Here is a 20,896-nt window from a genome sequence, read left to right as displayed (position 1 = left end):
CCTATACGTGTATTACGTGATTGCTACTTTGACGCAACAAAAAAAGGGCGCGGCTGCAAGCAACCACGCCCAGCCTGGGAATATAGTGACTTAACGATCGCGAGATGCCTCCAAAGTGTCCTCGAACGTTCGCAAACCCATCTTTGGTGCCTGCACCAGCACAGACATATTGCCTGGCTTATGCTCGTTCTTGCGCATCTTAGTGTGGGCTGCGGGAACGGCACTCCACTCAAAACACTCTGACATGCATGGATCCAGTCGCTGTTCCAGCATCAGCTTATTGGCGGCACTCGCTTGGGCAAGATGGGCAAAGTGACTGCCTTGCAGACGTTTTTGGTGCATCCACATATAGCGAACATCGAATGTACAGTTAAATCCGGTTGTGCCTGCGCAGATCACAACCATGCCACCCTTTTTGCAGACCAGTGAAGACACAGGAAAGGTTGCTTCGCCGGGGTGTTCGAACACCATATCGACGTTCACACCCTTGCCCGTAATCTCCCAGATGGCTTTGCCGAACTTGCGGGCCTCTTTCAGCCAGGTGTTATATTCGGGCGTGTTCACCGTGGGCAGTTGGCCCCAGCAATGAAAATCGTTGCGGTTGATCACACCTTTCGCGCCCAGCGACATCACAAACTCGCGCTTGCTTTCGTCGCTGATAACACCAATCGCGTTGGCACCCGCAGTATTGATAAGTTGGATCGCATAGGACCCCAGACCACCGGAAGCCCCCCAAACCAGAACGTTCTGCCCCGGCTTCAGGTCATGCGGTTCGTGACCAAAAAGCATCCGGTAAGCGGTGGCAAGCGTCAGCGTGTAACACGCGCTTTCTTCCCAGGTCAGATGCTGGGGACGGTGCATCAACTGCTGTGATTGTACGCAAGTGAACTGCGCAAAAGACCCGTCAGGTGTCTCATAACCCCAAATCCGCTGGCTTTCCGAATACATCGGATCGCCGCCATTGCAGTGCTCATCATCGCCATCGTCCTGATTGCAGTGAATGACAACCTCATCCCCCACCTTCCAGCGCTTGACCTTGTCACCTACGGCCCAAACGATCCCGGCGGCATCAGAACCGGCAATATGGAAATCGGCCTTATGCACGTCAAACGGACTGATCGGGATACCCAAGCCTGCCCAGACGCCATTATAGTTCACCCCAGCAGCCATGACGAGCACGAGCACCTCATTGCTGTCCGGTTTTGGTACATCAACAACTTCTAACTGAAAGGCCTTATCAGGTTCACCATGACGTTCGCGGCGGATCGCCCACGCGTGCATCTGCGCTGGGACATGGCCCATGGGTGGCATTTCGCCAACCTCATAGAGGTCTTTCTCAGGTGCGGTGTACGCAGTTTGGTCAAGGGCCATCTCAGTCTCCATCACTCAGGTTCCAGTGTTGCCGCACCGCAGAATCGGTGACGTTGGCATATGAATAAGCGATCACGAAGCAATTTTGCAACCCAATGAAGTCTACTTTTGTAATTTAATTACTCTGCAACCGCAGAAAAATCGTCTGAATTTGCTGCATTTGCATTAAAATGGTGCGCGATTGAGTTGGCGTAAAAGGTCAAAATGTCTTGGCCTGATGCAGTCACCGTTATGCCCGCATCAGATTCGGCAATCAGATTGCGGCCCCGCAACCGGCTTAAGGCATCATCGACCATGTCATGCGCCGACCGATTGGGTGTCGGCAATTTGCGATCTTTCAAAAGGGCAAGGGACCGCGACACCGATGCCTCAAGGTCTGATACTTGCACCGGGGCTGATTGCAGCAAATGGCGCGACACCAAAGGCACGCCGACCACAGGCGTGACATCGGCGATACGCTGCATCAGTTCATTGGCGATCTGCTCTGTTGGATCATCGGTGCTGTTGGCATGGAATTTCGACAACTCAAGCGGTTCACCAAAGCTGACAGACGCAACGCCAAAACCCCGAAAACGCCTTGTGATCCGCAACCCGATATGCCGGGCCACCCGCCACAGCACGCCGGTCAAAGGCGGTTTGAACTTACGCGTGCCTGATTTATCAGCCGCGATCAGGATCGTGTCTTCCAACACCCGGTCATAATTCACGGCGACGGGCACAAAGATTACTTCGCGCACATCCGGGTCGAAATCCTCAACGACATAATTTAGCAAACCCATTCGTGGCGGGGCAAGCAAACCATTCAGGCTCAACCCACCTTCGGGGAACACTGCCTGGCTGACCCCACCACGCGTCGCCATTTGCACATAGCGGGCAAGAACCTTGCGATAAAGCGCGCCGCGCGATTTACGGCGGATAAAATACGCACCCATCGCCCGGATAATTGCTGACAGCGGCCAGACGCGTGCCCACTCACCAACCGCATAAGATAAGGCGCCCGCATTTGCAGCCAGATAAGTGACCAATACATAATCCATGTTACTACGGTGGTTGATGACAAAGACGACAGCCGCGTCAGGATCAATCTCTTCCAGCCTTTTGCGATCAAATGTCCCCAGCTTGATCCGATAAAGCGACTTGGACAGCCACCGCGCCAAACGAATACCCACGCTGAAATAGGCCGTTGCCGAAAACCCCGGCACGATTTCACGCGCGTAACGGCGCGCTTTTTCAAACGCCACATTTTCGGGGATCTTTTCCTTGCGGGCATGTTCCACAATCGCCTGCGTTACCTCGGGATCATAGATCAGGCGTTGGATCATGTCATAACGACGGGCAAGCTTGAACGGCTCAATAGGACGCTGCAATCTTTCATTAACCCGCGCAATCACCCGCTCTGCGCGTTTGCGGAAAAACCAGCGCACAGAGGGGAACAGGAAATGCGACGCAAAGGTCACTGCGGCGAACAGAACCATCAGAACGAACACCCAGATCGGCATTGATATCGTTTGCGTCATACCGGCGAAGGTGACAGGGAACGGCGCAGACGTAAATCCCATCATGCCGCAACGCAGCGAATTGACAGCGCCATAAAATGTCCGATAAACAGCAACTGGTGTAATTTAATTACGTAAGCTGATTCAGGAGACCGCTAAATGCCGCAACCGCAGAAAGATCGCCCTTGGCTGTTTCGGACATATGCCGGTCACTCGACCGCCGCGGCATCAAATGCGCTTTATCGTGGCAACCTTGCCAAAGGACAGACCGGGCTTTCGGTGGCTTTCGATCTACCCACGCAGACGGGTTACGATAGCGATCATGTGCTGGCCAAAGGCGAAGTCGGCAAAGTCGGCGTGCCGGTAAGTCACTTGGGCGACATGCGCGCACTGTTCAACAATATCCCATTGGATCAGATGAACACATCCATGACGATCAACGCCACAGCGCCTTGGTTGTTGTCGCTTTATATCGCGGTCGCTGAAGAACAAGGCGCCGATATCAGTGCCCTACAAGGCACCGTGCAAAACGACATCATCAAAGAATACCTTTCACGCGGTACCTACATCTGCCCGCCAGAACCATCGCTGCGGATGATTACGGATGTGGCGGCCTACACCCGCGAACATCTGCCCAAATGGAACCCGATGAACGTCTGCTCCTACCATTTGCAAGAGGTAGGGGCGACGCCAGAAGAAGAGCTGGCCTTCGCCTTGGCAACAGCCACGGCCGTGTTGGACGACCTGAAAGACAAAGTACCGGCTGCGCATTTCCCCGCAATGGTCGGGCGCATTTCATTTTTCGTCAACGCCGGTATTCGCTTCGTAACCGAACTGTGCAAAATGCGGGCCTTTGTCGAATTATGGGACGAAATTTGCGCCAATCGATACGGCGTCGAAGATGCCAAATACCGGCGTTTCCGCTACGGTGTTCAAGTCAATTCCCTCGGCCTGACCGAACAGCAACCCGAAAACAACGTCTACCGTATTTTATTGGAAACACTCGCCGTCACCCTTTCCAAAAACGCCCGCGCCCGTGCGGTACAATTACCCGCATGGAACGAAGCGCTTGGCCTGCCGCGTCCATGGGACCAGCAATGGTCACTGCGGATGCAACAAATTTTGGCCTATGAAACGGATCTTTTGGAATTCGACGATCTGTTTGATGGTAACCCGGCAATTGACCGCAAGGTAAACGAACTTAAAGACGGCGCGCGCGCCGAATTGGCGCAAATTGATGGGATGGGCGGGGCGGTCGGCGCAATCGCCTATATGAAATCACGGCTTGTCGAAAGTAATGCGGCGCGTATTGGTGGCATTGAAAAGGGCGACACCACGGTCGTTGGTGTAAACAAATGGCAAGCGGGCGAACCTTCGCCGCTGACCGCCGGTGACGATGCCATTATGGTATCCGATCCAAAGGCTGAAGCAGATCAGCTGCGCCGTCTCAAAGCGTGGAAAGCAAACCGCGATGACGCGGCGGTGAAAGACGCGCTGACCGCGCTGCACAACGCCGCCAAAGACGGCAGTAATATCATGCCGCCTTCTATTGAATGCGCGCGGGCTGGTGTCACAACGGGCGAATGGTCTGACGTAATCCGCAGCGTATTCGGGCAATACCGTGCGCCAACGGGTGTCAGCAGCAATCCATCCAACCGGACCGAAGGGTTGGAAGACCTGCGCGAACAGGTTGATTTGGTCAGCACCGCACTTGGCCGCCGCCTAAAATTCTTGGTCGGAAAGCCGGGGCTGGACGGGCATTCAAATGGGGCCGAACAAATCGCGGCACGCGCGCGCGACTGCGGTATGGACATTGATTACGAAGGTATTCGCCTGACGCCCGAAGAAATCGTGACAGCAGCGCAAAACGGCGATGTGCATGTGATTGGTCTGTCCATTCTTTCAGGTTCGCATATTCCATTGGTCCGGGATGTTATGACCCGGCTACGGGCAGAAGGCATGACACATATTCCGGTAATTGCTGGTGGCATCATTCCAGATGAAGACGCCGATGAATTACGTGCCATGGGTGTCGCGCGTGTTTATACGCCAAAAGATTTTGAATTGAACAAAATCATGGATGATATCGTTACATTGGTCGATCCACGCTCAGTCGCGGCTGAATAACCGGCAATTTCCTACGCTTTTGTATAGCACCGCATTGATTGCGGATGCAGTCTTGTTTTCAATCATGTATAGGTCGGCCAAATTGAACCGGAGCGACCAATATGAAACCTGATCTGAAATCCATGACACGCAAAGAGCTGGAAAAGCTTAAAGCCAATGTTGAAAAAGCGTTGGTCAAAATGGCCGAGAAAGATAAAAAATCCGCACTCATCGCTGCTGAAAAAGCGGCCGCATCTCATGGGTTTTCCTTGGCAGAACTTACCGGTGATGCGACTGCAAAGCCTGCACGCAAGCGCAAGGCCGGTCCAAAAACCGTGTCGGTCCCAAAGTACAAAAACCCCGCCAACAGCGACCAAACCTGGACGGGCAAAGGGCGGCAACCGGATTGGTTCAAAGCTGCGATCAAGGCCGGAACATCCCCGGACGCGATGGAAATCTAGCTTTCACCTCTGATCGACTGCGCTTAGGCTGGGCCAAAATATAGGAAGGCCCAGTCATGACAATCCACATCGGTGCTGAAAAAAGCGATATCGCCCCAACCGTGCTGATGCCCGGCGATCCCTATCGCGCGAAATGGGCCGCCGAGACATTTTTGACCGATGCGCGTTGCATCAACGAAGTGCGTGGTATGCTGGGCTTTACAGGCACATGGAACGGACATCCTGTGACGATCCAGGGGTCCGGCATGGGCATGCCGTCACTGTCAATCTATGCCAACGAGCTGATCAAGGATTACGATGTTCAGACGTTGATCCGTATTGGCTCTTGTGGGGGCATGCAAAAAAATGTCGGTATCCGCGATGTGATCCTTGCCATGACAGCCTCAACGCTTTCAACGCCATCGCGGGGGATCTTCAAAGAACTGAATTTCGCCCCCTGCGCCGACTATGTTCTGCTGGCAGCTGCACATCAGGCCGCAAAATCAAAGGGTGTGCCGACCCATGTGGGCGGCATTTATTCGTCGGATGTATTCTATGATGAACGCCCTGACCTGAATGAACAGATGGTCCGACACGGGATTTTAGGGGTCGAGATGGAGGCAGCCGAACTCTATAATCTCGCTGCGCGCTATGGGCGGCGCGCCTTGGCCGTCCTAACCGTCAGCGACCACCTGATCACGCATGAAGCGCTGCCAGCAGAAGACCGCGAACGGTCGTTCGGTGATATGGTTGAAATCGCGCTTGCGGCAGCCTTTGCATAGGGGGTTTACCCCCGGCCACGTTTCAGGTCCCTCTCAGGAGATTTATGGACCAATAATAGACAAGGGCCCGCCAACAAAGACGAGCCCTTCCGGTCATTACCGGCCACGGTCATCAGCATCCCTGCCTGTACCGCCCGATAAGCATCACTGATCTGGGTTAATGCCTCGTTATTATTGGCCCATAAATATCCTCGGGGGACGTGTAAGCGGGGGGCAGACAGCCCCCTTCGACGTTGCAGCCGAAAACAACAGTCAGCGTTAAACGACCCGTTCGACCATCATGCCTTTGATATGCGCAATCGCCTTGGCTGGGTTAAGCCCCTTTGGACATGTCTTGGCGCAGTTCATAATTGTATGGCAGCGATAAAGCTTGAACGGATCTTCCAGTTCATCCAAACGCTCGCCCGTCGCCTCATCGCGGCTGTCGATGATCCAGCGGTAAGCGTGCAACAGAGCGGCAGGACCCAGATACCGATCACCGTTCCACCAGTAGGATGGGCAAGACGTTGAACAACATGCGCACATCACGCATTCATACAGACCATCCAGCTTTTTGCGGTCGTCAATCGATTGCTTCCACTCTTTGGCAGGGCGGTTCGTCTTCGTCTCAAGCCATGGCATGACAGAGGCATGCTGCGCGTAAAAATGCGTCAAATCAGGGATCAAATCCTTGATCACCGGCATGTGCGGCAACGGATAGATTTTCACATCGCCCTTGATTTCATCCATGCCGTAAATACAGGCCAGCGTATTGATCCCGTCGATATTCATCGCGCAAGATCCACAAATGCCCTCGCGGCATGACCGGCGGAATGTCAGTGTCGGATCAATCTCGTTCTTTATCTTGATCAGCGCATCCAGAACCATCGGACCGCAGTCATCCATATCGATAAAGTACGTATCAAGCTGCGGGGTTTTGCCATCATCCGGGTTCCAGCGGTAAACCTGCACTTTGCGCAGGTTGGTCGCACCTTCCGGCTTAGGCCACGTTTTACCCACAGTCATGCGGGAATTCTTGGGAAGTGTCAGTTGTACCATCTTGTCGTTCCTTCCGTCTAAGGCAGGGCCCTAAATCTTATCGTGCACGCAGGCGGACTGGCCGGATCGGCGGCTCACCTGTCAAATTCAAAACACAGCTTTCGTAGACCGCGATTGGGTCAAGGCCGCGTATCGCATCTGCGCTTATGCTAATGTCCGCGCTTGCGGACGCGCCAGTGTCGCTATTGACGCCAACGTTCAGCCCAACTTCGGGGCCTTGCGCTGCACGCGCGCGGTCTTCGCAGCGGTCTGCTGCGCGTTCTGGCGTGATCGGCGCGCAAGCACTTATCAACATCACTCCACCAATAACTGCAAATCGCATCATAGGTTCAGCCCCAAAGAACTATTTACCGTACACCGCACAGTTTCTGGCCGTTCCGCGATTTTCACAATCAGGTCCGTTGTCGCCGCATTTGCACCGACAAGTGCACCTTCAGCAATCTGCAAAATCTCAGGGGTTGAGGCGTTGTCGATGATGCAATCGGTCAATGGCCGCGCATCAACGCCCGGAAAACGGGTCTGGACTGCGGTATTCACCACACCCTTTGCCGCGTCGCGCGCAAATACATCGCCCGTCGGACCAAGGTCTTGGATACATCCCGCAAGCATCATGGGTACTGCAATCAAAGAAGCCAGAATACGCATCAAAATGTCCGCTCTTTCGGGGCGATTTTCGCTTTGGAAATCCCGCCCTCAGCCTCAGTCGTCAGACCTTCAGTGATCACTGGGCGATAGCTAAGCTTCACTTTGGCTGCATCAACATGGCTTAGCGTATGCACCCGCCATTTTTCGTCATCACGCGTTGCATAATCTTCATGCGCATGCGCGCCACGGCTTTCCTTGCGCGCCTCGGCACCCACGATTGTGGCCAGCGCATTGGGCATCAGGTTGGTTAATTCCAGCGTTTCCATCAGGTCGCTGTTCCAGACAAGACTGCGGTCAGTGACATAAAGATCGTCCATCTTTTCCGCAATCGCCGTCATCTTCTCCACACCTTCGCCCAGCGTTTTGTCGGTACGGAACACGGCCGCATCTGCCTGCATCGCCTTTTGCATTTCAAGACGCAGTTCAGCAGTGCCAACAGTGCCTTTGGCATGGCGCAGCCCGTCAAAACGGTCAAAGCACGCATCAACCGACGCTTGGTTCAGCGTTGGATTAGGTGCATCCCGGTCCACAACCTCACCCGCACGGATTGCAGCGGCGCGGCCAAAGACCACAAGGTCGATCAGGCTGTTTGAGCCCAAGCGGTTCGCCCCATGCACGGACGCACAGCCCGCTTCACCCACAGCCATCAGACCCGGCACAACAGCAGTTGGGTCCTTCTTCGTCGGGTTCAGAACCTCACCGTGATAGTTTGTTGGGATACCGCCCATGTTGTAGTGTACGGTCGGTAGCACAGGGATCGCTTCCTTAGTCACGTCAACACCCGCAAAGATGCGTGCGCTTTCCGAAATACCCGGCAGGCGTTCGGCCAAAGCTTCTTTCGGCAAGTGGTTCAGATTCAGGCTGATGTGGTCGCCATTCGCCCCCACGCCGCGCCCTTCGCGGATTTCCATCGTCATACAGCGGCTAACGTAATCGCGGGGGGCAAGGTCTTTGTAGTTCGGGGCATAGCGCTCCATAAACCGCTCACCTTCAGAGTTGGTCAGATAACCACCCTCGCCGCGCGCGCCTTCGGTAATCAAGCAACCCGCACCATAAATCCCGGTTGGATGGAACTGCACAAACTCCATATCCTGCAATGGCAGCCCCTGACGGGCGACCATACCGCCGCCATCACCTGTACAGGTGTGGGCAGATGTCGCGCTGAAATACGCACGGCCATAGCCGCCTGTGGCCAGCACAACAGTCTTGGCGTTGAACACATGCATGGTGCCGTCGTCCAGCTTCCATGCGATCACACCCTGGCAGATGCCATCATCTGACATGATCAGATCAAGGGCGAAATATTCGATGTAAAACTCGGCCTGCTGTTTCAGCGATTGGCCATAAAGCGTATGCAAAATCGCGTGGCCAGTCCGGTCGGCGGCAGCACAGGTACGTTGCACAGGCGGGCCTTCACCAAACTCGGTCGTGTGACCCCCAAAGGGACGCTGGTAGATCTTGCCCTCTTCGGTCCGCGAAAACGGTACGCCGTAGTGTTCCAGCTCATAAACCGCTTTGGGCGCTTCACGGGCCAAATACTCCATCGCGTCGGTATCACCCAACCAGTCCGATCCTTTGACGGTGTCATACATATGCCACTGCCAGCTATCGGGGCCCATGTTGCCAAGGGAGGCGGCGATACCGCCCTGTGCGGCGACAGTGTGCGACCGGGTCGGGAACACCTTGGTGATACATGCGGTCCGTAGACCCTGTTCGGCTAGACCCAATGTAGCCCGCAGGCCAGCGCCACCGGCCCCTACAACAATCGCGTCATAGGTATGTGTTTCGTATTCGTAGGCTGCCATCTTGAGGTTGCTCCGAAAGTATTAAAGGGCGATGCGGATGATTGCGAAAATCGCAAAAGCCGCCGCTGCATAGGACAGGCAGATCATGCCAATGATTGCGGCCTTGCGGGCGAAACCATGGACATAATCCTCGATCAGGGTTTGGACACCCAACCGGTAATGAAAAAAGCCAACCAACAAAGTCAGGATCGCCACAACAGCCGGGAATGGACGTTGGTAATAGGCAATCACCTCTTCATAAGGTGCCCCAAGGATCCAGCCGAAGGTGAAGATAAACATTGGGATCAGGATCAATAGCGCCACGGATGTGACCATCATCTGCCAATGATGCTCTGTCCCGGTCTTTGCAGACCCCATGCCAGAGGCGCGCTTACGATCAGTCAAAAAAGCCATATCAGCGCCCCTTTACACAACAACGATGGTAAAGATTGTCAGCAAAACTGACAGCACAACCATCATCTGCGCGGCAAGCTCTGACTTATCAACATCCAGCATGCGTCCGCTGTCCCACACCAAATGGCGCAAACCGCCCAGCAGGTGATACCAAAGACCCAATACCGAAAGGGTCATGATCAGATCGCCAAACCAGCTGGTCACGAACCCATTGGCAGTTGCGAATGCATCTGGCCCCGCCGCCGCCGCCACAAACCACCACACGATCATCAGCGCGGCGACAATCAGCGCATTGCCGGTAATCCGAACCAGAATTGAGGACATTGACGTCCATTGCGGACGATAGATCGTCAAATGCGGTGAAAGCGGGCGATTGCCCCGGTTCACGTCAGCCATAACAGTTCCCTTCGTTGGCATGTGTCGTCCGGCAAGACGACGCCTTTGATAGTCTTATTGCACCATTCCATCAGGAGAGTCACGCCAACTGACAGGCTAATAGCGTGAAAAATGGTCGCGTCTGATTAAGTTTTTATTACTTGTGATCACACTCGAAAAATCTGTGATCACAAAATGCTGCAATCCTGCCAGCGACTTGGTCAACTCACGCAGCAGCTTGCGCACGACGCCACACCAGCGGCGATGCTGGGTCGCGCAAATCACAACTACTGTATCAGGCTGGCATCAAGGCCCAGTAATCCAGATCAAGCAGCACGTCCGGATGATATTTGCCGTCGTCCCCGCGCAAAACCCCTGCATCGCCTTTGGTCGCCACCAAGCGCAACCGGATCGCACCGACACCCGGCGTGTCTGTCTCTGCCCTATCCAGCACCTCTGACCACGCGCGCACCGTATCACCCGCAAAACAAGGGTTCGCGTGTGCACCTGCATTTAACGCCACGATCATCTGCGCATTGGCCAATCCATTGAAGGACAGCGCCCGCGCCAGCGAGATTACATGGCCGCCATAGATCAACCGCTTCCCATCCGGGCGGTTTTTCGCATCAAAGTGCACCTTCGCCGTGTTCTGCCACAGGCGGGTGGCCAGCATATGTTCAGCCTCTTCAATCGTCACACCATCGACATGGTCGATAATCTCACCCACCGCATAATCCGACATACGATGCGGCTCTCCGGCAAGGGCAAAATCATACGCCGCAAAGGTCAGGCCGTCAGGCACAACGATATCAGACGCGGCGACCGCAGCCGCCAATTCCGGGATGACTGGATGCGGCGCAGGTGTTGTCTTGTATTTACGCACCATCACCCAGCGCACGTAGTTCAGAACCTCTTCACCATGCTGATTGCGCCCGGTGGTACGGACCCACACGACACCAGATTTCCCGTTGGAGTTCTGCTTTATCCCAATCACTTCGGACTGCGACACCAGCGTGTCGCCGGGATAAACCGGACGCAGCCAGCGCCCCTCGGCATAGCCAAGGTTGGCCACCGCGTTCAACGACACATCCGGAACGGTCTTGCCGAAAACGGTATGAAACGTGATCAGATCATCGACAGGTGAAGCGGGCAATCCACAGGCGCGTGCGAACTCATCCGAAGAATAAAGCGCCCCACGTGCGGGATAAAGCGCATGATACATCGCCCGCTCGCCCCCGGAAATCGTGCGGGGCACCGCGTGGGTGATCACATCACCCACGGCGTAGTCCTCAAAAAAACGGCCTGTGTTCGTCTTGATCATTGCTGCCCCAACTTCATATCTGTGGAATAGGGTGTGTCGACATCTTTCGTCACCGCCTGCCCGCAGCGCATCACACCATTGGCATGGTCAAAGGCATAGGTCGGGTCGCCATAAAGCTCCCATCCTTTTGACAGTGCCTCGGACACTTTATGGCAAAAGGCCGACGTGTCATCCTCAGTCAGCAGTCTGTAGATTTTCATCGCACTACCCCCATGGCGTCACGCCCAGCGCATAGTGAATTCCCATCACGACAACCGTAACAACAATTGTCACAACGATTGCCACGATTTCCTTTTTGACCGGCGCACGGTCAGGGGTCTGCCAAGGCCCCTCTTGCGCATTGATCAGCAGGATTTCCACAATAGCCCAAACCAGAAGCCCACCGAACAAGATGAACGACGGTGTATCGCCATTCACCAGCAAATGCGCCACAGCCCAAATCGAAAACCCGGTCAGTTGCGGATGACGCACCTTGGTACCCAACCAGATTTTCGCATCTTTCGCCGCACTTGCGGCATAAAAATAAAACGCCAAGATCATCAGCAGATTATTAATCCCGACCCACATGGGATCGCGGCCCCAATACACGGCCCCATCGGCGGCACGATACCCCAGCACCATCAGCACAATGCTGACCACAATCAGAACCTTCACAAGCCCCTTGCCCGGCTCACCCAGTTTTGCACGCGGCCCCGGGGCCACGCGTTTGAACAAATGCGCCGCCCACCAAAGGGCAACACCTGCGATCAATAATGTCATGTGGTCTCCAATGCGGCGATGGCGTCAGCTTTCGCCAAGGTCGCGCGGGCGGTCACGATATGCAAGTTCTCAACGATGCGGCCATCAACCACGGCAACACCCTGCCCCTCGGCTTCCGCCTGCTCAAAGGCTGCAATCTGACGGCGCGCCAAATCAATCTCGTCCTCTGTCGGACCAAAGGCGGCGTTAGCGATCCCAACCTGTGCCGGGTGGATCAGCGTTTTGCCATCAAAGCCCATGTCGCGACCTTCTTCACATTCGGCGCGCAACCCGTCCTCATCCTTGAACGCATTGTAGACGCCATCTAATGCCACGATTCCGGCAGCCTTTGCAGCCAGCATACAAAGCTGCAAGGATGTCATCAGCGCTGCGCGGGTCCGTGAATTCAGATCTTTCGCCAGATCATTTGTGCCCAGCACAAACCCCGCAATCCGTGGATGTTTGGCAATGCTTTCGGCATTTAAAATGCCCTGCGGCGTCTCCATCATCGCCCAGATCGGCAAATCCGGGACCAAAGCAGCCAACGCATCGACATCTTCGGGACTATTCACTTTGGGCAGCAGAACCGCATCGCAATTCATCGCCGCGACAGCAGCCGCATCCGCCGCGCCCCATTCCGTATCCAGCCCATTGATGCGCACAATCTTGAGCCGCGCACCATATCCACCGTCCGCCAATGCCGCATAAAGCGTATCGCGCGCCGCGATCTTGGCGTCTGGCGCGACGGCATCTTCCAAATCAAACAGGATTACATCGACAGGCAAACCCCGCGCCTTGTCCAGCGCCCGGTCTTTGGACCCCGGAATATAAAGTGCTGATCGGTAAGGGCGGTCATGCATCGAATCTTCCTCGTAATAATGTTGCGCAAAGAACGCCAGATTTGAGCGGATCATTCAAGGCGAAATTGCCGCAACGCAGCGCAATGGCGTCGTTACGGTGTGTTAACCAATTTAGCGCAAGTTGACCGCAGAATTTGATCCACTTGGGACACTGCGCCAGTGCTGCGGTGACCTTTCGCAATAAAGGGGAACAAAGATGAGACGTACATTTTTTCTGATGTCATTCGGCATTGGTGCCGCACTGCTTGCCGCGCACCCGGTCAGTGCGCAAACCGGTCATTGCGCAGACCACGCGACAGTGGTCGAACGGCTGGGCGAACGGTATGGCGAAAGCCGCCAGTCTATCGGTTTGGGCAGTGATAACGCTGTGGTTGAGGTTTTTGCGTCAATGGACACCGGATCATGGACCATCACGGTCACCCGCCCCGGCGGGCCAACCTGTCTTGTCGCCGCAGGCCAAGCCTATCAATATGTGAACGAACCTTTGGCAAACTTCGACAGCCAAAGCTGATATCAGGGTCCGGCTTATGCCAATGCAATCGCGATAAGCCGGACGCCCGTGAACACGAGCAAAACATAAGTGATGCCAAAGAAAAGCCGCTCTGGCACCAAATGATGCGCCTTCAAGCCAATCCACGCACCCAGCAAAGCAAATGGCGCCAAGACCAAGCTACCCATTATCGTATCCCAGCTGAAGATACCCAAGAAGGCATAAGGCACAGCCTTCATCCAGTTGATCGCCCAAAATGTCACCACCGTTGTGGCTTGATACGCTGTCTTGCTTAGTCCTTGCGAAAGCAGGAACACCGCGGCGGGCGGCCCGCCTGCGTGGCTGACAAAGCTCGTGAAACCGCTCACCGTGCCCGCAAACCGTGCAAGAGGCGCAGAAAACGGCATCTGCTTCACGGTCAGCCAACCCATCGCACGTGACCACTGGAACGCCACGAAAGCCAGACAGATCACACCGATCAACAACCGAAACACATCCGCATCAACAATCGTGTAAAGCCAAGCTGCAATGATGCAGCCCGGGATCGCGCCCAGCATCAAACCCTTGGCAGATGGCCAATGCCATTTGCCCCAATAGGGTTTCAGCGTCGCCGCATCGACCAGCATAAACAGCGGCAGCACAATGCCCAAAGCAACACTTGGCGGCACAACAAGCGCCAGAATCGCACCAGCGACAAATGCGGCACCAGACCCGAAACCACCCTTGGAAATGCCCCCAAAGATGATCGCAGGGATGCCAGCCGCAAAAAATTGCCATCCAAAGTCAATCACGTAAGCGGTCCGATTTGTCCTTCATTCACGTCTCGTTAGCGGTTTGGCATCATCTTGACCACACAACTTTGGCCGATGCCGCGATGCAGCACACTTGCGCGCGCGGCTGCAAACCCTTACCCAAAGCGCCGAAAGCCAAATCACCAAAGGACCTGTTTCAATGGCCAGACCCAAGATTGCCCTTATCGGCGCCGGACAAATCGGCGGCACGCTCGCGCACCTCGCAGCTGTCAAAGAACTCGGCGATGTTGTGCTCTTCGATATTGCCGAAGGCATCCCTCAAGGTAAGGCGCTTGATATCGCCGAAAGCGGCCCTGCCGCAAAATTTGACGGCAGCTTCAAAGGTGCCAACAGCTATGAAGATATCGCTGGCGCTGACGTCTGCATCGTGACCGCCGGTGTGGCGCGCAAGCCCGGCATGTCCCGCGATGACCTGTTGGGCATCAACCTGAAAGTCATGAAATCCGTGGGCGAAGGCATTGCAGCCCATGCGCCAAACGCCTTCGTAATCTGCATCACCAACCCGCTGGATGCGATGGTTTGGGCGCTGCGCGAATTTTCCGGCCTGCCGCACCACATGGTCTGCGGCATGGCGGGTGTTCTGGATAGTGCACGCTTCCGTCACTTCCTTGCCGAAGAATTCGACGTCTCCATGCGCGATGTCACAGCCTTTGTGCTTGGCGGCCATGGCGACACGATGGTTCCACTGACCCGCTATTCCACCGTCGCAGGTATCCCCCTGCCAGATCTGGTGGACATGGGTTGGACCACACAAGAAAAACTTGATGCGATCGTGCAGCGCACGCGCGACGGTGGCGCGGAAATCGTTGGCCTGCTGAAAACCGGCTCTGCATTCTATGCGCCAGCCACATCCGGCATCGAAATGGCTGAAGCCTACCTCAAAGATCAAAAGCGCCTGCTGCCATGCGCGGCCCATGTTGATGGCGCCTATGGCCTTGATGGGTTCTACGTTGGCGTCCCAACCGTCATTGGCGCTGGCGGGATCGAGCGCGTGGTCGAGATCAAGATGAACAAAGATGAGCAAGCGATGTTCGACAAATCCGTCGACGCCGTAAAGGGCCTGGTTGAGGCCTGCAAAGGCATCGACGACAGCCTGTCCTAAACCAACGGAAGTAGAGCGCCATCCGAGCGCTCTACTTTTTACCTCTTGAATGAACATTGTTCATGATCTATGTTCAAATTATAGAAAAGGAGTATTCCCATGCGTATCGCCGCCACCATCGCCTTGGCCAGCTTAACACTCGCCACCACAGCCAACGCCGAAACCGACTATTCCGCGATGATTGCCCAAAACGGTCTTGCCACAACCGAGGCCAACTTGTCAGCGCTTCCAAACCCAACCGCATCCGACCAATTCGCACTCGGCGGCGTCCGCTTTCTGGGCGCCGTCGAAGGCGCGCTGCAAACGCTTTACGCCACGCAAATCAACCGCGAGATGGCGGAAATGAGCGACCTACCCTTTCTGCGCCTGCCGTTGCCGCCAAACCCGGATGCCGTGCCGTTCCAGCCCGAAGTGATCGCCAGCACATTCGCCGCAGCACTTGATGATCTCAAAGGCAGCCTCGCGGCACTCGACACGATCACAGACACCGACGATGTCGGCGTAACCATCAACACCGCTGATCTGTGGTTCGATATTAACGCAAACAGCACGCGCGACGCGGGCGAAGGCGTGCTTGAAGTGGCGGCTTCACAACTCAACCGCCGCCTTGATGATACATTAACCCCGCCGGTTGTGCGCTTTGATACCTCAGATGCTGCATGGCTGTCGGCCTATGCGCACCTGTTGTCGGGCGTAAGCGAGACTGTTCTGGCCCTTGATCCCACCTCTGCCATTACCCGCGTGACGGAAAGTGCCGCCGCCATGGATGCCTTTAACGATGGCGGACGACAAATGGTCTTTATGCCAGATGAAGACAACTGGATCGACGTCGTCGCGATGTTTATCCACGCCATTGAAGGCCGCCCTGATGTGGAACGCAGCCGCGCCGCACACGCCCATTTTCTGGGAATGATTGCGGATAACCAAACCTTTTGGTCACGCGTTGCCGCAGAAACCGACAATAAACTGGAATGGATCCCCAACCCCAACCAGACCAGCGCCCTCCCGCTGGAATTCCCCGCAGACGTGGGCAGCCAATGGCGCATGGTTCTGGCCGAGGCAGAGGCAGTCCTGAAAGGTGATCTGCTGATCCCGCATTGGCGATTGGGTGATGGCGCTGGCATCAACCTTGCCAAAGCCATGCAAAACCCGCCCGAGATCGACATCATCGCGATCATTCAGGGTGAAGGCGTACTGCCTTACCTGGAAGAAGGCACCCGCATGTCTGGCCGCAGCCTTACACAGTTCCAGCGGATGCTGGGGGGCGACGCCGGACTTTACATGATTGTGTTGAACTAAAGCGCGGTCGCATGGCTTTACTTGCCATGCAAATAAGACAGCACCCTTGCCTTCTTGCGTCGCAGCCATGCATCAATGGACTGCGGCGCAAGATCAATCGCAGTATCAGGAAAATAACGTGATAACGCATCGCTCGGGTTAAACGCCTGCGCGACGTAAAGGTCACGGGACTTCAACACATCAAGCACCGCATCATCAGGGCATTTCAATCGCTGATACAGCAAGGACCCAGCTTTGGGTTCAGCAATCAGCGCATCCGCCTGTTTACGACGATGATCCGAAGGTGGCATGCCATCACGTTCGGCCAAGGCGTGTATCATCCGCGACAATTTATAAATCCAATAGGTCGGCGTTAAACCTTCGAAATGCAGCAATTCAAGCGTATCCGCTGCGGCGCGTTGCATGGAAATGTCCTGATCGTTGTGTGCCGGACGGGGCCGATGGATCGACATTTGCAAGGGCCTTCCACCGCGAACAAAGGTCTTGCCTTGCGCATGCCCGGTCAATCCCTTGTAGGTCAGGTCGTAATCAGGCCCGAACAGCTTGCGCCCTTTGGCAGCCCGATCACGAAAAGGCCGACGGAACGCACCTTCAAAAATCGTGGCTACCGGCGCGCCCTTCAGATGCATCCGTTCTGCAACAGGGACAACAAGGCAATCAGTGTCCTGTGTCACATCCCCAAGAACGTCTGACACCGAAACACCAGCGCGCAAGAATTCATCGGCATCGCAATGCAATAACCATTCCGCCTGCATCCGCGCATAAGCATCACGCGCATTGCGCACCTGACGGACCTGATGGCGGCGCGGGCGGCTTTTGCCAACCCTTAGCCAATGCGCCTCGTCACAGATAACAGTTGTCACCTGCGGCAGATGCCCAAGCATGTCTTGCAAAGGATCATCCGGCCGGTCGCAGTAGACAAAGACCTGCGCTGCACCCAATGACAGATGCCATGCGACAAACGCCTGCACCAGCGCAGGTGGTTCATCTACTGTCGCAACAACAGCCCAAGTTGGATTATCCTTCACCATAACAACTTTGCTACCATTATAGCGAATCTTTAAAAACAGAATAAACTTGATCAGAATCAAGACACATAGCAATTTGTGATCACAGCAAAAAAACCTGTGATCACAAATGTGCGAATTTCGGCTGATTCAGCACTTTTCCCTTATAATCCCCGATTTTTCCATGTTTAGCTGCGGCCAACCGTAGCCAAATTGGAATTGTCCCCATGAACATTCACGAATATCAGGCCAAAGCTTTGTTGCGCAGCTATGGCGCGCCCGTTTCCGACGGTCGCCCTGTCACCCGCGCCGAAGACGCCAAAACAGCCGCTGGCGAAATGGACGGGCCACTTTGGGTCGTCAAAGCACAAATCCATGCAGGCGGACGCGGCAAAGGCAAGTTTAAAGAGGCCGACGCGGGCGAAGCAGGCGGTGTGCGTCTGGCTAAATCCGTGGAAGAAGCAGCCCAAGAAGCCAAGAAAATGCTGGGCCGCACATTGGTCACGCACCAGACGGGTCCTGCAGGCAAGCAGGTCAACCGCATCTACATCGAAGACGGCTCTGGCATTGAAACAGAAATGTACCTCGCCTTGCTCGTTGACCGCGCCACCAGCCGCATTGGTTTCGTCTGCTCCACCGAAGGCGGCATGGACATCGAGGAAGTGGCTGAAAACACGCCAGAGAAAATCCTCAACTTCACCGTCGATCCCGCAACAGGCTATCAGGCGTTCCACGGACGCCGCGTCGCCTTCGCGCTGGGCCTCACCGGCAATCAGGTCAAACAATGCGTCGCCCTGATGGGCAACCTCTACAAAGCCTTCGTTGAGAAGGACATGGAGATGCTGGAAATCAACCCGCTGATCGTCACCGACGGCGGCGACCTGAAAGTGCTGGATGCAAAAGTCGCCTTCGACGGCAACGCTGTCTACCGCCACGCTGATGTCGCCGCCCTGCGGGACGAGACAGAAGAAGATCCCAAAGAACTCGCCGCCTCCAAGTTCGACCTCAACTATATCGCGCTCGACGGCGAAATCGGCTGCATGGTCAACGGCGCAGGTCTTGCCATGGCGACGATGGACATCATCAAACTCTACGGGGCCGAGCCTGCCAACTTCCTCGACGTCGGCGGCGGTGCGACCAAAGAAAAAGTCACCGAGGCGTTCAAAATCATCACCTCTGACCCGCAGGTCAAAGGCATCCTCGTGAACATCTTCGGCGGCATCATGCGCTGCGACGTGATCGCCGAGGGCGTTGTTTCAGCCGTCAAAGAAGTCGGGCTGCAAGTCCCACTTGTCGTGCGCCTAGAAGGCACAAACGTCGAAGAAGGCAAGCGGATCATCAACGAAAGCGACGTCGATGTGATCGCAGCGGATGATTTGAAGGATGGCGCTGAGAAGATCGTGAAGGCGGTGAAGGGGTGATGTCGAAGTCTATACTAGGAAAAATTGCACCATTGGTCGCAGCAGCTACTTTAGTGAGCGCTTGCGAAAGTGCCTCTGGGCCATCCCAAGCAGAGGTCATTCGCGCTCTGCCTGTTACGTCTTTGGATGATGGTTTAAGGGAATTCGAAGCGGTTTGCCTTGATGGAAAAACAGATGCTCCTGATGATCCATTTCTTTTCAACATTGACCAAACTTCGGAAGGTCTGACGGTTTGCTCCATGCGCGCGCGGGCTCCGGAAAACGTGAATGTTTCCTCAACTCTTGGACAACGTTTTGGACCTATGCGATCAGCTGGGATTGCATCACGCCTAGTGGGCTATCCACGCGGCAACCTCCTCTTACAACTGGGTGTAGTGAACGGCGCTGGTGCTGGCACATATCAACTTGGAATCGTTCGCGGTTGACGCGAACGAAAACATTGAGAAGCAAATTGACTTTGCGTACAGAAATTTAGACGAAGGACCAAAAATGGCCATTCTCGTAAACGAAAACACACGCGTCATCTGCCAAGGCCTTACCGGGTCGCAGGGGACATTTCACTCTGAACAGGCCATCGCCTATGGCACCAAAATGGTCGGCGGCGTGACCCCCGGCAAAGGCGGTCAGACGCATCTGGACCTGCCGATCTTCAACTCGGTCCACGAGGCGATGGCCAAGACCGAGGCCAACGCCTCTGTCATCTACGTGCCCCCACCCTTCGCGGCTGACAGTATCCTCGAGGCGATCGACGCCGAAATGGAACTGATCATCTGCATCACCGAAGGCATCCCTGTTCTGGATATGATGCGGGTCAAGCGCGCGCTCGAAGGCTCAACATCCCGCCTGATCGGCCCCAACTGTCCCGGCGTGATTACACCCGACGCCTGTAAAATTGGCATCATGCCCGGCCACATCCACAAACGCGGATCGGTCGGTGTTGTGTCCCGCTCCGGCACGCTGACATATGAGGCGGTCAAGCAGACATCCGACAGCGGGCTGGGCCAGTCCACCGCTGTGGGCATCGGCGGCGATCCCATCAAAGGGACCGAACATATCGACGTGCTGGACATGTTTCTAGACGACGATGAAACCCATTCCATGATCATGATTGGCGAAATCGGCGGGTCCGCCGAAGAAGAAGCCGCCGAATTCCTGACCGCCCAAAAGAAAAAAGGGCGCTGGAAGCCAACAGCCGGCTTTATCGCCGGGCGCACCGCCCCTCCCGGCCGCCGCATGGGCCACGCCGGCGCGATTGTCGCAGGCGGCAAGGGTGACGCAGAAAGCAAGATCGAAGCGATGAAGTCCGCGGGCATCGTGGTAGCCGACAGCCCCGCAACGCTGGGCGAGGCTGTGCTGGAAGCGATTGGGTAATTGTTAAGGGCGGCCATCATTTGC

Annotated in this window: 23 protein-coding genes; 9 read left to right on the top strand and 14 right to left on the bottom strand. The window is 55.5% G+C overall.

The window, feature by feature from the left end; translation table 11 throughout:
- Positions 1 to 90: 90 nt before the first annotated feature.
- Together ccrA and RCCS2_RS08325 are read right to left on the bottom strand one after the other, a co-directional pair.
- Positions 91 to 1,383, bottom strand: a complete 1,293-nt coding sequence (gene ccrA, locus RCCS2_RS08330) for a crotonyl-CoA carboxylase/reductase (RefSeq protein WP_008233202.1) — start codon at positions 1,381 to 1,383, stop codon at positions 91 to 93.
- 107 nt (positions 1,384 to 1,490) lie between these two features.
- Positions 1,491 to 2,933: a 1-acyl-sn-glycerol-3-phosphate acyltransferase gene (locus RCCS2_RS08325; RefSeq protein ID WP_008233200.1), complete on the bottom strand. Its 1,443-nt coding sequence runs from the start codon at positions 2,931 to 2,933 to the stop codon at positions 1,491 to 1,493.
- A gap of 93 nt (positions 2,934 to 3,026) precedes the next feature.
- Here RCCS2_RS08325 and RCCS2_RS08320 point away from each other — a divergent pair, with 93 nt between their 5' ends.
- The 3 genes from RCCS2_RS08320 (at position 3,027) to deoD (ending at position 6,195) form a co-directional block, all read left to right on the top strand.
- Positions 3,027 to 4,994 (top strand): protein meaA, encoded by a 1,968-nt coding sequence (locus RCCS2_RS08320; RefSeq protein WP_008233198.1) that lies wholly within the window; start codon positions 3,027 to 3,029, stop codon positions 4,992 to 4,994.
- 101 nt (positions 4,995 to 5,095) lie between these two features.
- The gene (locus RCCS2_RS08315) at positions 5,096 to 5,434 is read left to right on the top strand and encodes an H-NS histone family protein (RefSeq protein WP_008233197.1); all 339 of its coding nucleotides are present in this window, start codon (positions 5,096 to 5,098) and stop codon (positions 5,432 to 5,434) included.
- A 56-nt stretch (positions 5,435 to 5,490) separates the two neighbouring features.
- A complete protein-coding gene (gene deoD / locus RCCS2_RS08310; protein WP_008233195.1) occupies positions 5,491 to 6,195 on the top strand; it encodes a purine-nucleoside phosphorylase in 705 nt (234 codons plus the stop codon).
- 258 nt (positions 6,196 to 6,453) lie between these two features.
- Here the strand turns inward: deoD and RCCS2_RS08305 are convergent, their stop codons facing one another.
- The 10 genes from RCCS2_RS08305 to RCCS2_RS08260 form a co-directional block, all read right to left on the bottom strand.
- The gene (locus tag RCCS2_RS08305; RefSeq protein ID WP_008233193.1) at positions 6,454 to 7,233 is read right to left on the bottom strand and encodes a succinate dehydrogenase iron-sulfur subunit; all 780 of its coding nucleotides are present in this window, start codon (positions 7,231 to 7,233) and stop codon (positions 6,454 to 6,456) included.
- A gap of 37 nt (positions 7,234 to 7,270) precedes the next feature.
- On the bottom strand, positions 7,271 to 7,558 hold the full coding sequence (locus RCCS2_RS08300) for a hypothetical protein (protein ID WP_008233191.1): 288 nt from the start codon (positions 7,556 to 7,558) through the stop codon (positions 7,271 to 7,273).
- Positions 7,555 to 7,878: a hypothetical protein gene (locus tag RCCS2_RS08295; protein WP_008233189.1), complete on the bottom strand. Its 324-nt coding sequence runs from the start codon at positions 7,876 to 7,878 to the stop codon at positions 7,555 to 7,557. Before RCCS2_RS08295 ends, RCCS2_RS08300 begins: the two co-directional genes overlap by 4 nt.
- A complete protein-coding gene (gene sdhA, locus RCCS2_RS08290; protein ID WP_008233187.1) occupies positions 7,878 to 9,683 on the bottom strand; it encodes a succinate dehydrogenase flavoprotein subunit in 1,806 nt (601 codons plus the stop codon). The genes RCCS2_RS08295 and sdhA overlap by 1 nt, the downstream gene beginning before the upstream one ends.
- 21 nt (positions 9,684 to 9,704) lie before the next feature.
- Positions 9,705 to 10,076: a succinate dehydrogenase, hydrophobic membrane anchor protein gene (gene sdhD / locus RCCS2_RS08285; RefSeq protein WP_008233186.1), complete on the bottom strand. Its 372-nt coding sequence runs from the start codon at positions 10,074 to 10,076 to the stop codon at positions 9,705 to 9,707.
- A 12-nt stretch (positions 10,077 to 10,088) separates the two neighbouring features.
- Positions 10,089 to 10,472 carry a succinate dehydrogenase, cytochrome b556 subunit gene (gene sdhC, locus RCCS2_RS08280; RefSeq protein WP_008233183.1) on the bottom strand — a complete coding sequence of 128 codons (384 nt, stop codon included), beginning with the start codon at positions 10,470 to 10,472 and terminating at the stop codon, positions 10,089 to 10,091.
- Positions 10,473 to 10,746: 274 nt separating this feature from the next.
- Complete coding sequence (locus RCCS2_RS08275) at positions 10,747 to 11,772, bottom strand: MaoC family dehydratase (protein ID WP_008233174.1); 1,026 nt, start codon at positions 11,770 to 11,772, stop codon at positions 10,747 to 10,749.
- Positions 11,769 to 11,972 (bottom strand): DUF1737 domain-containing protein, encoded by a 204-nt coding sequence (locus RCCS2_RS08270; RefSeq protein WP_008233173.1) that lies wholly within the window; start codon positions 11,970 to 11,972, stop codon positions 11,769 to 11,771. The genes RCCS2_RS08275 and RCCS2_RS08270 overlap by 4 nt, the downstream gene beginning before the upstream one ends.
- Before the next feature lie 4 nt (positions 11,973 to 11,976).
- Positions 11,977 to 12,531, bottom strand: coding sequence for an NnrU family protein (locus RCCS2_RS08265; RefSeq protein WP_008233170.1), 555 nt, complete (start codon positions 12,529 to 12,531; stop codon positions 11,977 to 11,979).
- Positions 12,528 to 13,370 (bottom strand): HpcH/HpaI aldolase/citrate lyase family protein, encoded by an 843-nt coding sequence (locus RCCS2_RS08260; protein ID WP_037293949.1) that lies wholly within the window; start codon positions 13,368 to 13,370, stop codon positions 12,528 to 12,530. Before RCCS2_RS08260 ends, RCCS2_RS08265 begins: the two co-directional genes overlap by 4 nt.
- Before the next feature lie 196 nt (positions 13,371 to 13,566).
- Here RCCS2_RS08260 and RCCS2_RS08255 point away from each other — a divergent pair, with 196 nt between their 5' ends.
- Positions 13,567 to 13,881, top strand: coding sequence for a hypothetical protein (locus tag RCCS2_RS08255; RefSeq protein WP_008233164.1), 315 nt, complete (start codon positions 13,567 to 13,569; stop codon positions 13,879 to 13,881).
- 14 nt (positions 13,882 to 13,895) lie between these two features.
- Here RCCS2_RS08255 and RCCS2_RS08250 read toward each other — a convergent pair whose 3' ends face one another.
- Positions 13,896 to 14,651, bottom strand: coding sequence for a sulfite exporter TauE/SafE family protein (locus RCCS2_RS08250; RefSeq protein WP_008233162.1), 756 nt, complete (start codon positions 14,649 to 14,651; stop codon positions 13,896 to 13,898).
- A 160-nt stretch (positions 14,652 to 14,811) separates the two neighbouring features.
- On the opposite strand from RCCS2_RS08250, the gene mdh reads away from it, so the two are divergent.
- Both mdh and RCCS2_RS08240 read left to right on the top strand, forming a co-directional pair.
- Positions 14,812 to 15,774, top strand: coding sequence for a malate dehydrogenase (gene mdh / locus RCCS2_RS08245; protein ID WP_008233160.1), 963 nt, complete (start codon positions 14,812 to 14,814; stop codon positions 15,772 to 15,774).
- A gap of 99 nt (positions 15,775 to 15,873) precedes the next feature.
- Complete coding sequence (locus RCCS2_RS08240; RefSeq protein ID WP_008233159.1) at positions 15,874 to 17,073, top strand: hypothetical protein; 1,200 nt, start codon at positions 15,874 to 15,876, stop codon at positions 17,071 to 17,073.
- A gap of 17 nt (positions 17,074 to 17,090) precedes the next feature.
- On the opposite strand, the gene RCCS2_RS17890 is transcribed toward RCCS2_RS08240, so the two are convergent.
- Positions 17,091 to 18,104: a glycosyltransferase family 2 protein gene (locus RCCS2_RS17890; RefSeq protein WP_156788485.1), complete on the bottom strand. Its 1,014-nt coding sequence runs from the start codon at positions 18,102 to 18,104 to the stop codon at positions 17,091 to 17,093.
- 203 nt (positions 18,105 to 18,307) lie between these two features.
- Between RCCS2_RS17890 and sucC the strand changes: the two genes are divergently transcribed.
- The 3 genes from sucC to sucD all read left to right on the top strand — a co-directional run bounded on the left by sucC (position 18,308) and on the right by sucD (position 20,872).
- Positions 18,308 to 19,501 carry an ADP-forming succinate--CoA ligase subunit beta gene (gene sucC, locus RCCS2_RS08230; protein WP_008233150.1) on the top strand — a complete coding sequence of 398 codons (1,194 nt, stop codon included), beginning with the start codon at positions 18,308 to 18,310 and terminating at the stop codon, positions 19,499 to 19,501.
- A complete protein-coding gene (locus RCCS2_RS18330; RefSeq protein WP_156788484.1) occupies positions 19,501 to 19,926 on the top strand; it encodes a hypothetical protein in 426 nt (141 codons plus the stop codon). Before sucC ends, RCCS2_RS18330 begins: the two co-directional genes overlap by 1 nt.
- Before the next feature lie 64 nt (positions 19,927 to 19,990).
- A complete protein-coding gene (sucD, locus tag RCCS2_RS08225) occupies positions 19,991 to 20,872 on the top strand; it encodes a succinate--CoA ligase subunit alpha (RefSeq protein ID WP_008233149.1) in 882 nt (293 codons plus the stop codon).
- Positions 20,873 to 20,896: the final 24 nt, after the last annotated feature.

The sequence above is a fragment of the Roseobacter sp. CCS2 genome (assembly GCF_000169435.1).
Taxonomy (GTDB): Bacteria; Pseudomonadota; Alphaproteobacteria; order Rhodobacterales; family Rhodobacteraceae; genus Yoonia.
Note: the sequence above shows the minus strand (reverse complement) of the source record. Positions and strands in the feature narration are given on the sequence as shown.

Bases quoted from the DNA above. Each gene is read 5' to 3' on its own strand.
- RCCS2_RS08240 (WP_008233159.1), top strand. From the start codon at position 15,874: ATGCGTATCGCCGCCACCATCGCCTTGGCCAGCTTAACACTCGCCACC.
- deoD (WP_008233195.1), top strand. From the start codon at position 5,491: ATGACAATCCACATCGGTGCTGAAAAAAGCGATATCGCCCCAACCGTG.
- RCCS2_RS08255 (WP_008233164.1), top strand. From the start codon at position 13,567: ATGAGACGTACATTTTTTCTGATGTCATTCGGCATTGGTGCCGCACTG.
- RCCS2_RS08300 (WP_008233191.1), bottom strand. From the start codon at position 7,558: ATGATGCGATTTGCAGTTATTGGTGGAGTGATGTTGATAAGTGCTTGC.
- RCCS2_RS08270 (WP_008233173.1), bottom strand. From the start codon at position 11,972: ATGAAAATCTACAGACTGCTGACTGAGGATGACACGTCGGCCTTTTGC.
- RCCS2_RS08275 (WP_008233174.1), bottom strand. From the start codon at position 11,772: ATGATCAAGACGAACACAGGCCGTTTTTTTGAGGACTACGCCGTGGGT.
- sucD (WP_008233149.1), top strand. From the start codon at position 19,991: ATGGCCATTCTCGTAAACGAAAACACACGCGTCATCTGCCAAGGCCTT.
- sdhC (WP_008233183.1), bottom strand. From the start codon at position 10,472: ATGGCTGACGTGAACCGGGGCAATCGCCCGCTTTCACCGCATTTGACG.
- sdhD (WP_008233186.1), bottom strand. From the start codon at position 10,076: ATGGCTTTTTTGACTGATCGTAAGCGCGCCTCTGGCATGGGGTCTGCA.
- sdhA (WP_008233187.1), bottom strand. From the start codon at position 9,683: ATGGCAGCCTACGAATACGAAACACATACCTATGACGCGATTGTTGTA.
- sucC (WP_008233150.1), top strand. From the start codon at position 18,308: ATGAACATTCACGAATATCAGGCCAAAGCTTTGTTGCGCAGCTATGGC.
- RCCS2_RS08325 (WP_008233200.1), bottom strand. From the start codon at position 2,933: ATGATGGGATTTACGTCTGCGCCGTTCCCTGTCACCTTCGCCGGTATG.
- RCCS2_RS08265 (WP_008233170.1), bottom strand. From the start codon at position 12,531: ATGACATTATTGATCGCAGGTGTTGCCCTTTGGTGGGCGGCGCATTTG.
- RCCS2_RS18330 (WP_156788484.1), top strand. From the start codon at position 19,501: ATGTCGAAGTCTATACTAGGAAAAATTGCACCATTGGTCGCAGCAGCT.
- RCCS2_RS08295 (WP_008233189.1), bottom strand. From the start codon at position 7,878: ATGCGTATTCTGGCTTCTTTGATTGCAGTACCCATGATGCTTGCGGGA.
- RCCS2_RS08320 (WP_008233198.1), top strand. From the start codon at position 3,027: ATGCCGCAACCGCAGAAAGATCGCCCTTGGCTGTTTCGGACATATGCC.
- RCCS2_RS08260 (WP_037293949.1), bottom strand. From the start codon at position 13,370: ATGCATGACCGCCCTTACCGATCAGCACTTTATATTCCGGGGTCCAAA.
- ccrA (WP_008233202.1), bottom strand. From the start codon at position 1,383: ATGGAGACTGAGATGGCCCTTGACCAAACTGCGTACACCGCACCTGAG.
- RCCS2_RS08315 (WP_008233197.1), top strand. From the start codon at position 5,096: ATGAAACCTGATCTGAAATCCATGACACGCAAAGAGCTGGAAAAGCTT.
- RCCS2_RS17890 (WP_156788485.1), bottom strand. From the start codon at position 18,104: ATGGTGAAGGATAATCCAACTTGGGCTGTTGTTGCGACAGTAGATGAA.
- mdh (WP_008233160.1), top strand. From the start codon at position 14,812: ATGGCCAGACCCAAGATTGCCCTTATCGGCGCCGGACAAATCGGCGGC.
- RCCS2_RS08305 (WP_008233193.1), bottom strand. From the start codon at position 7,233: ATGGTACAACTGACACTTCCCAAGAATTCCCGCATGACTGTGGGTAAA.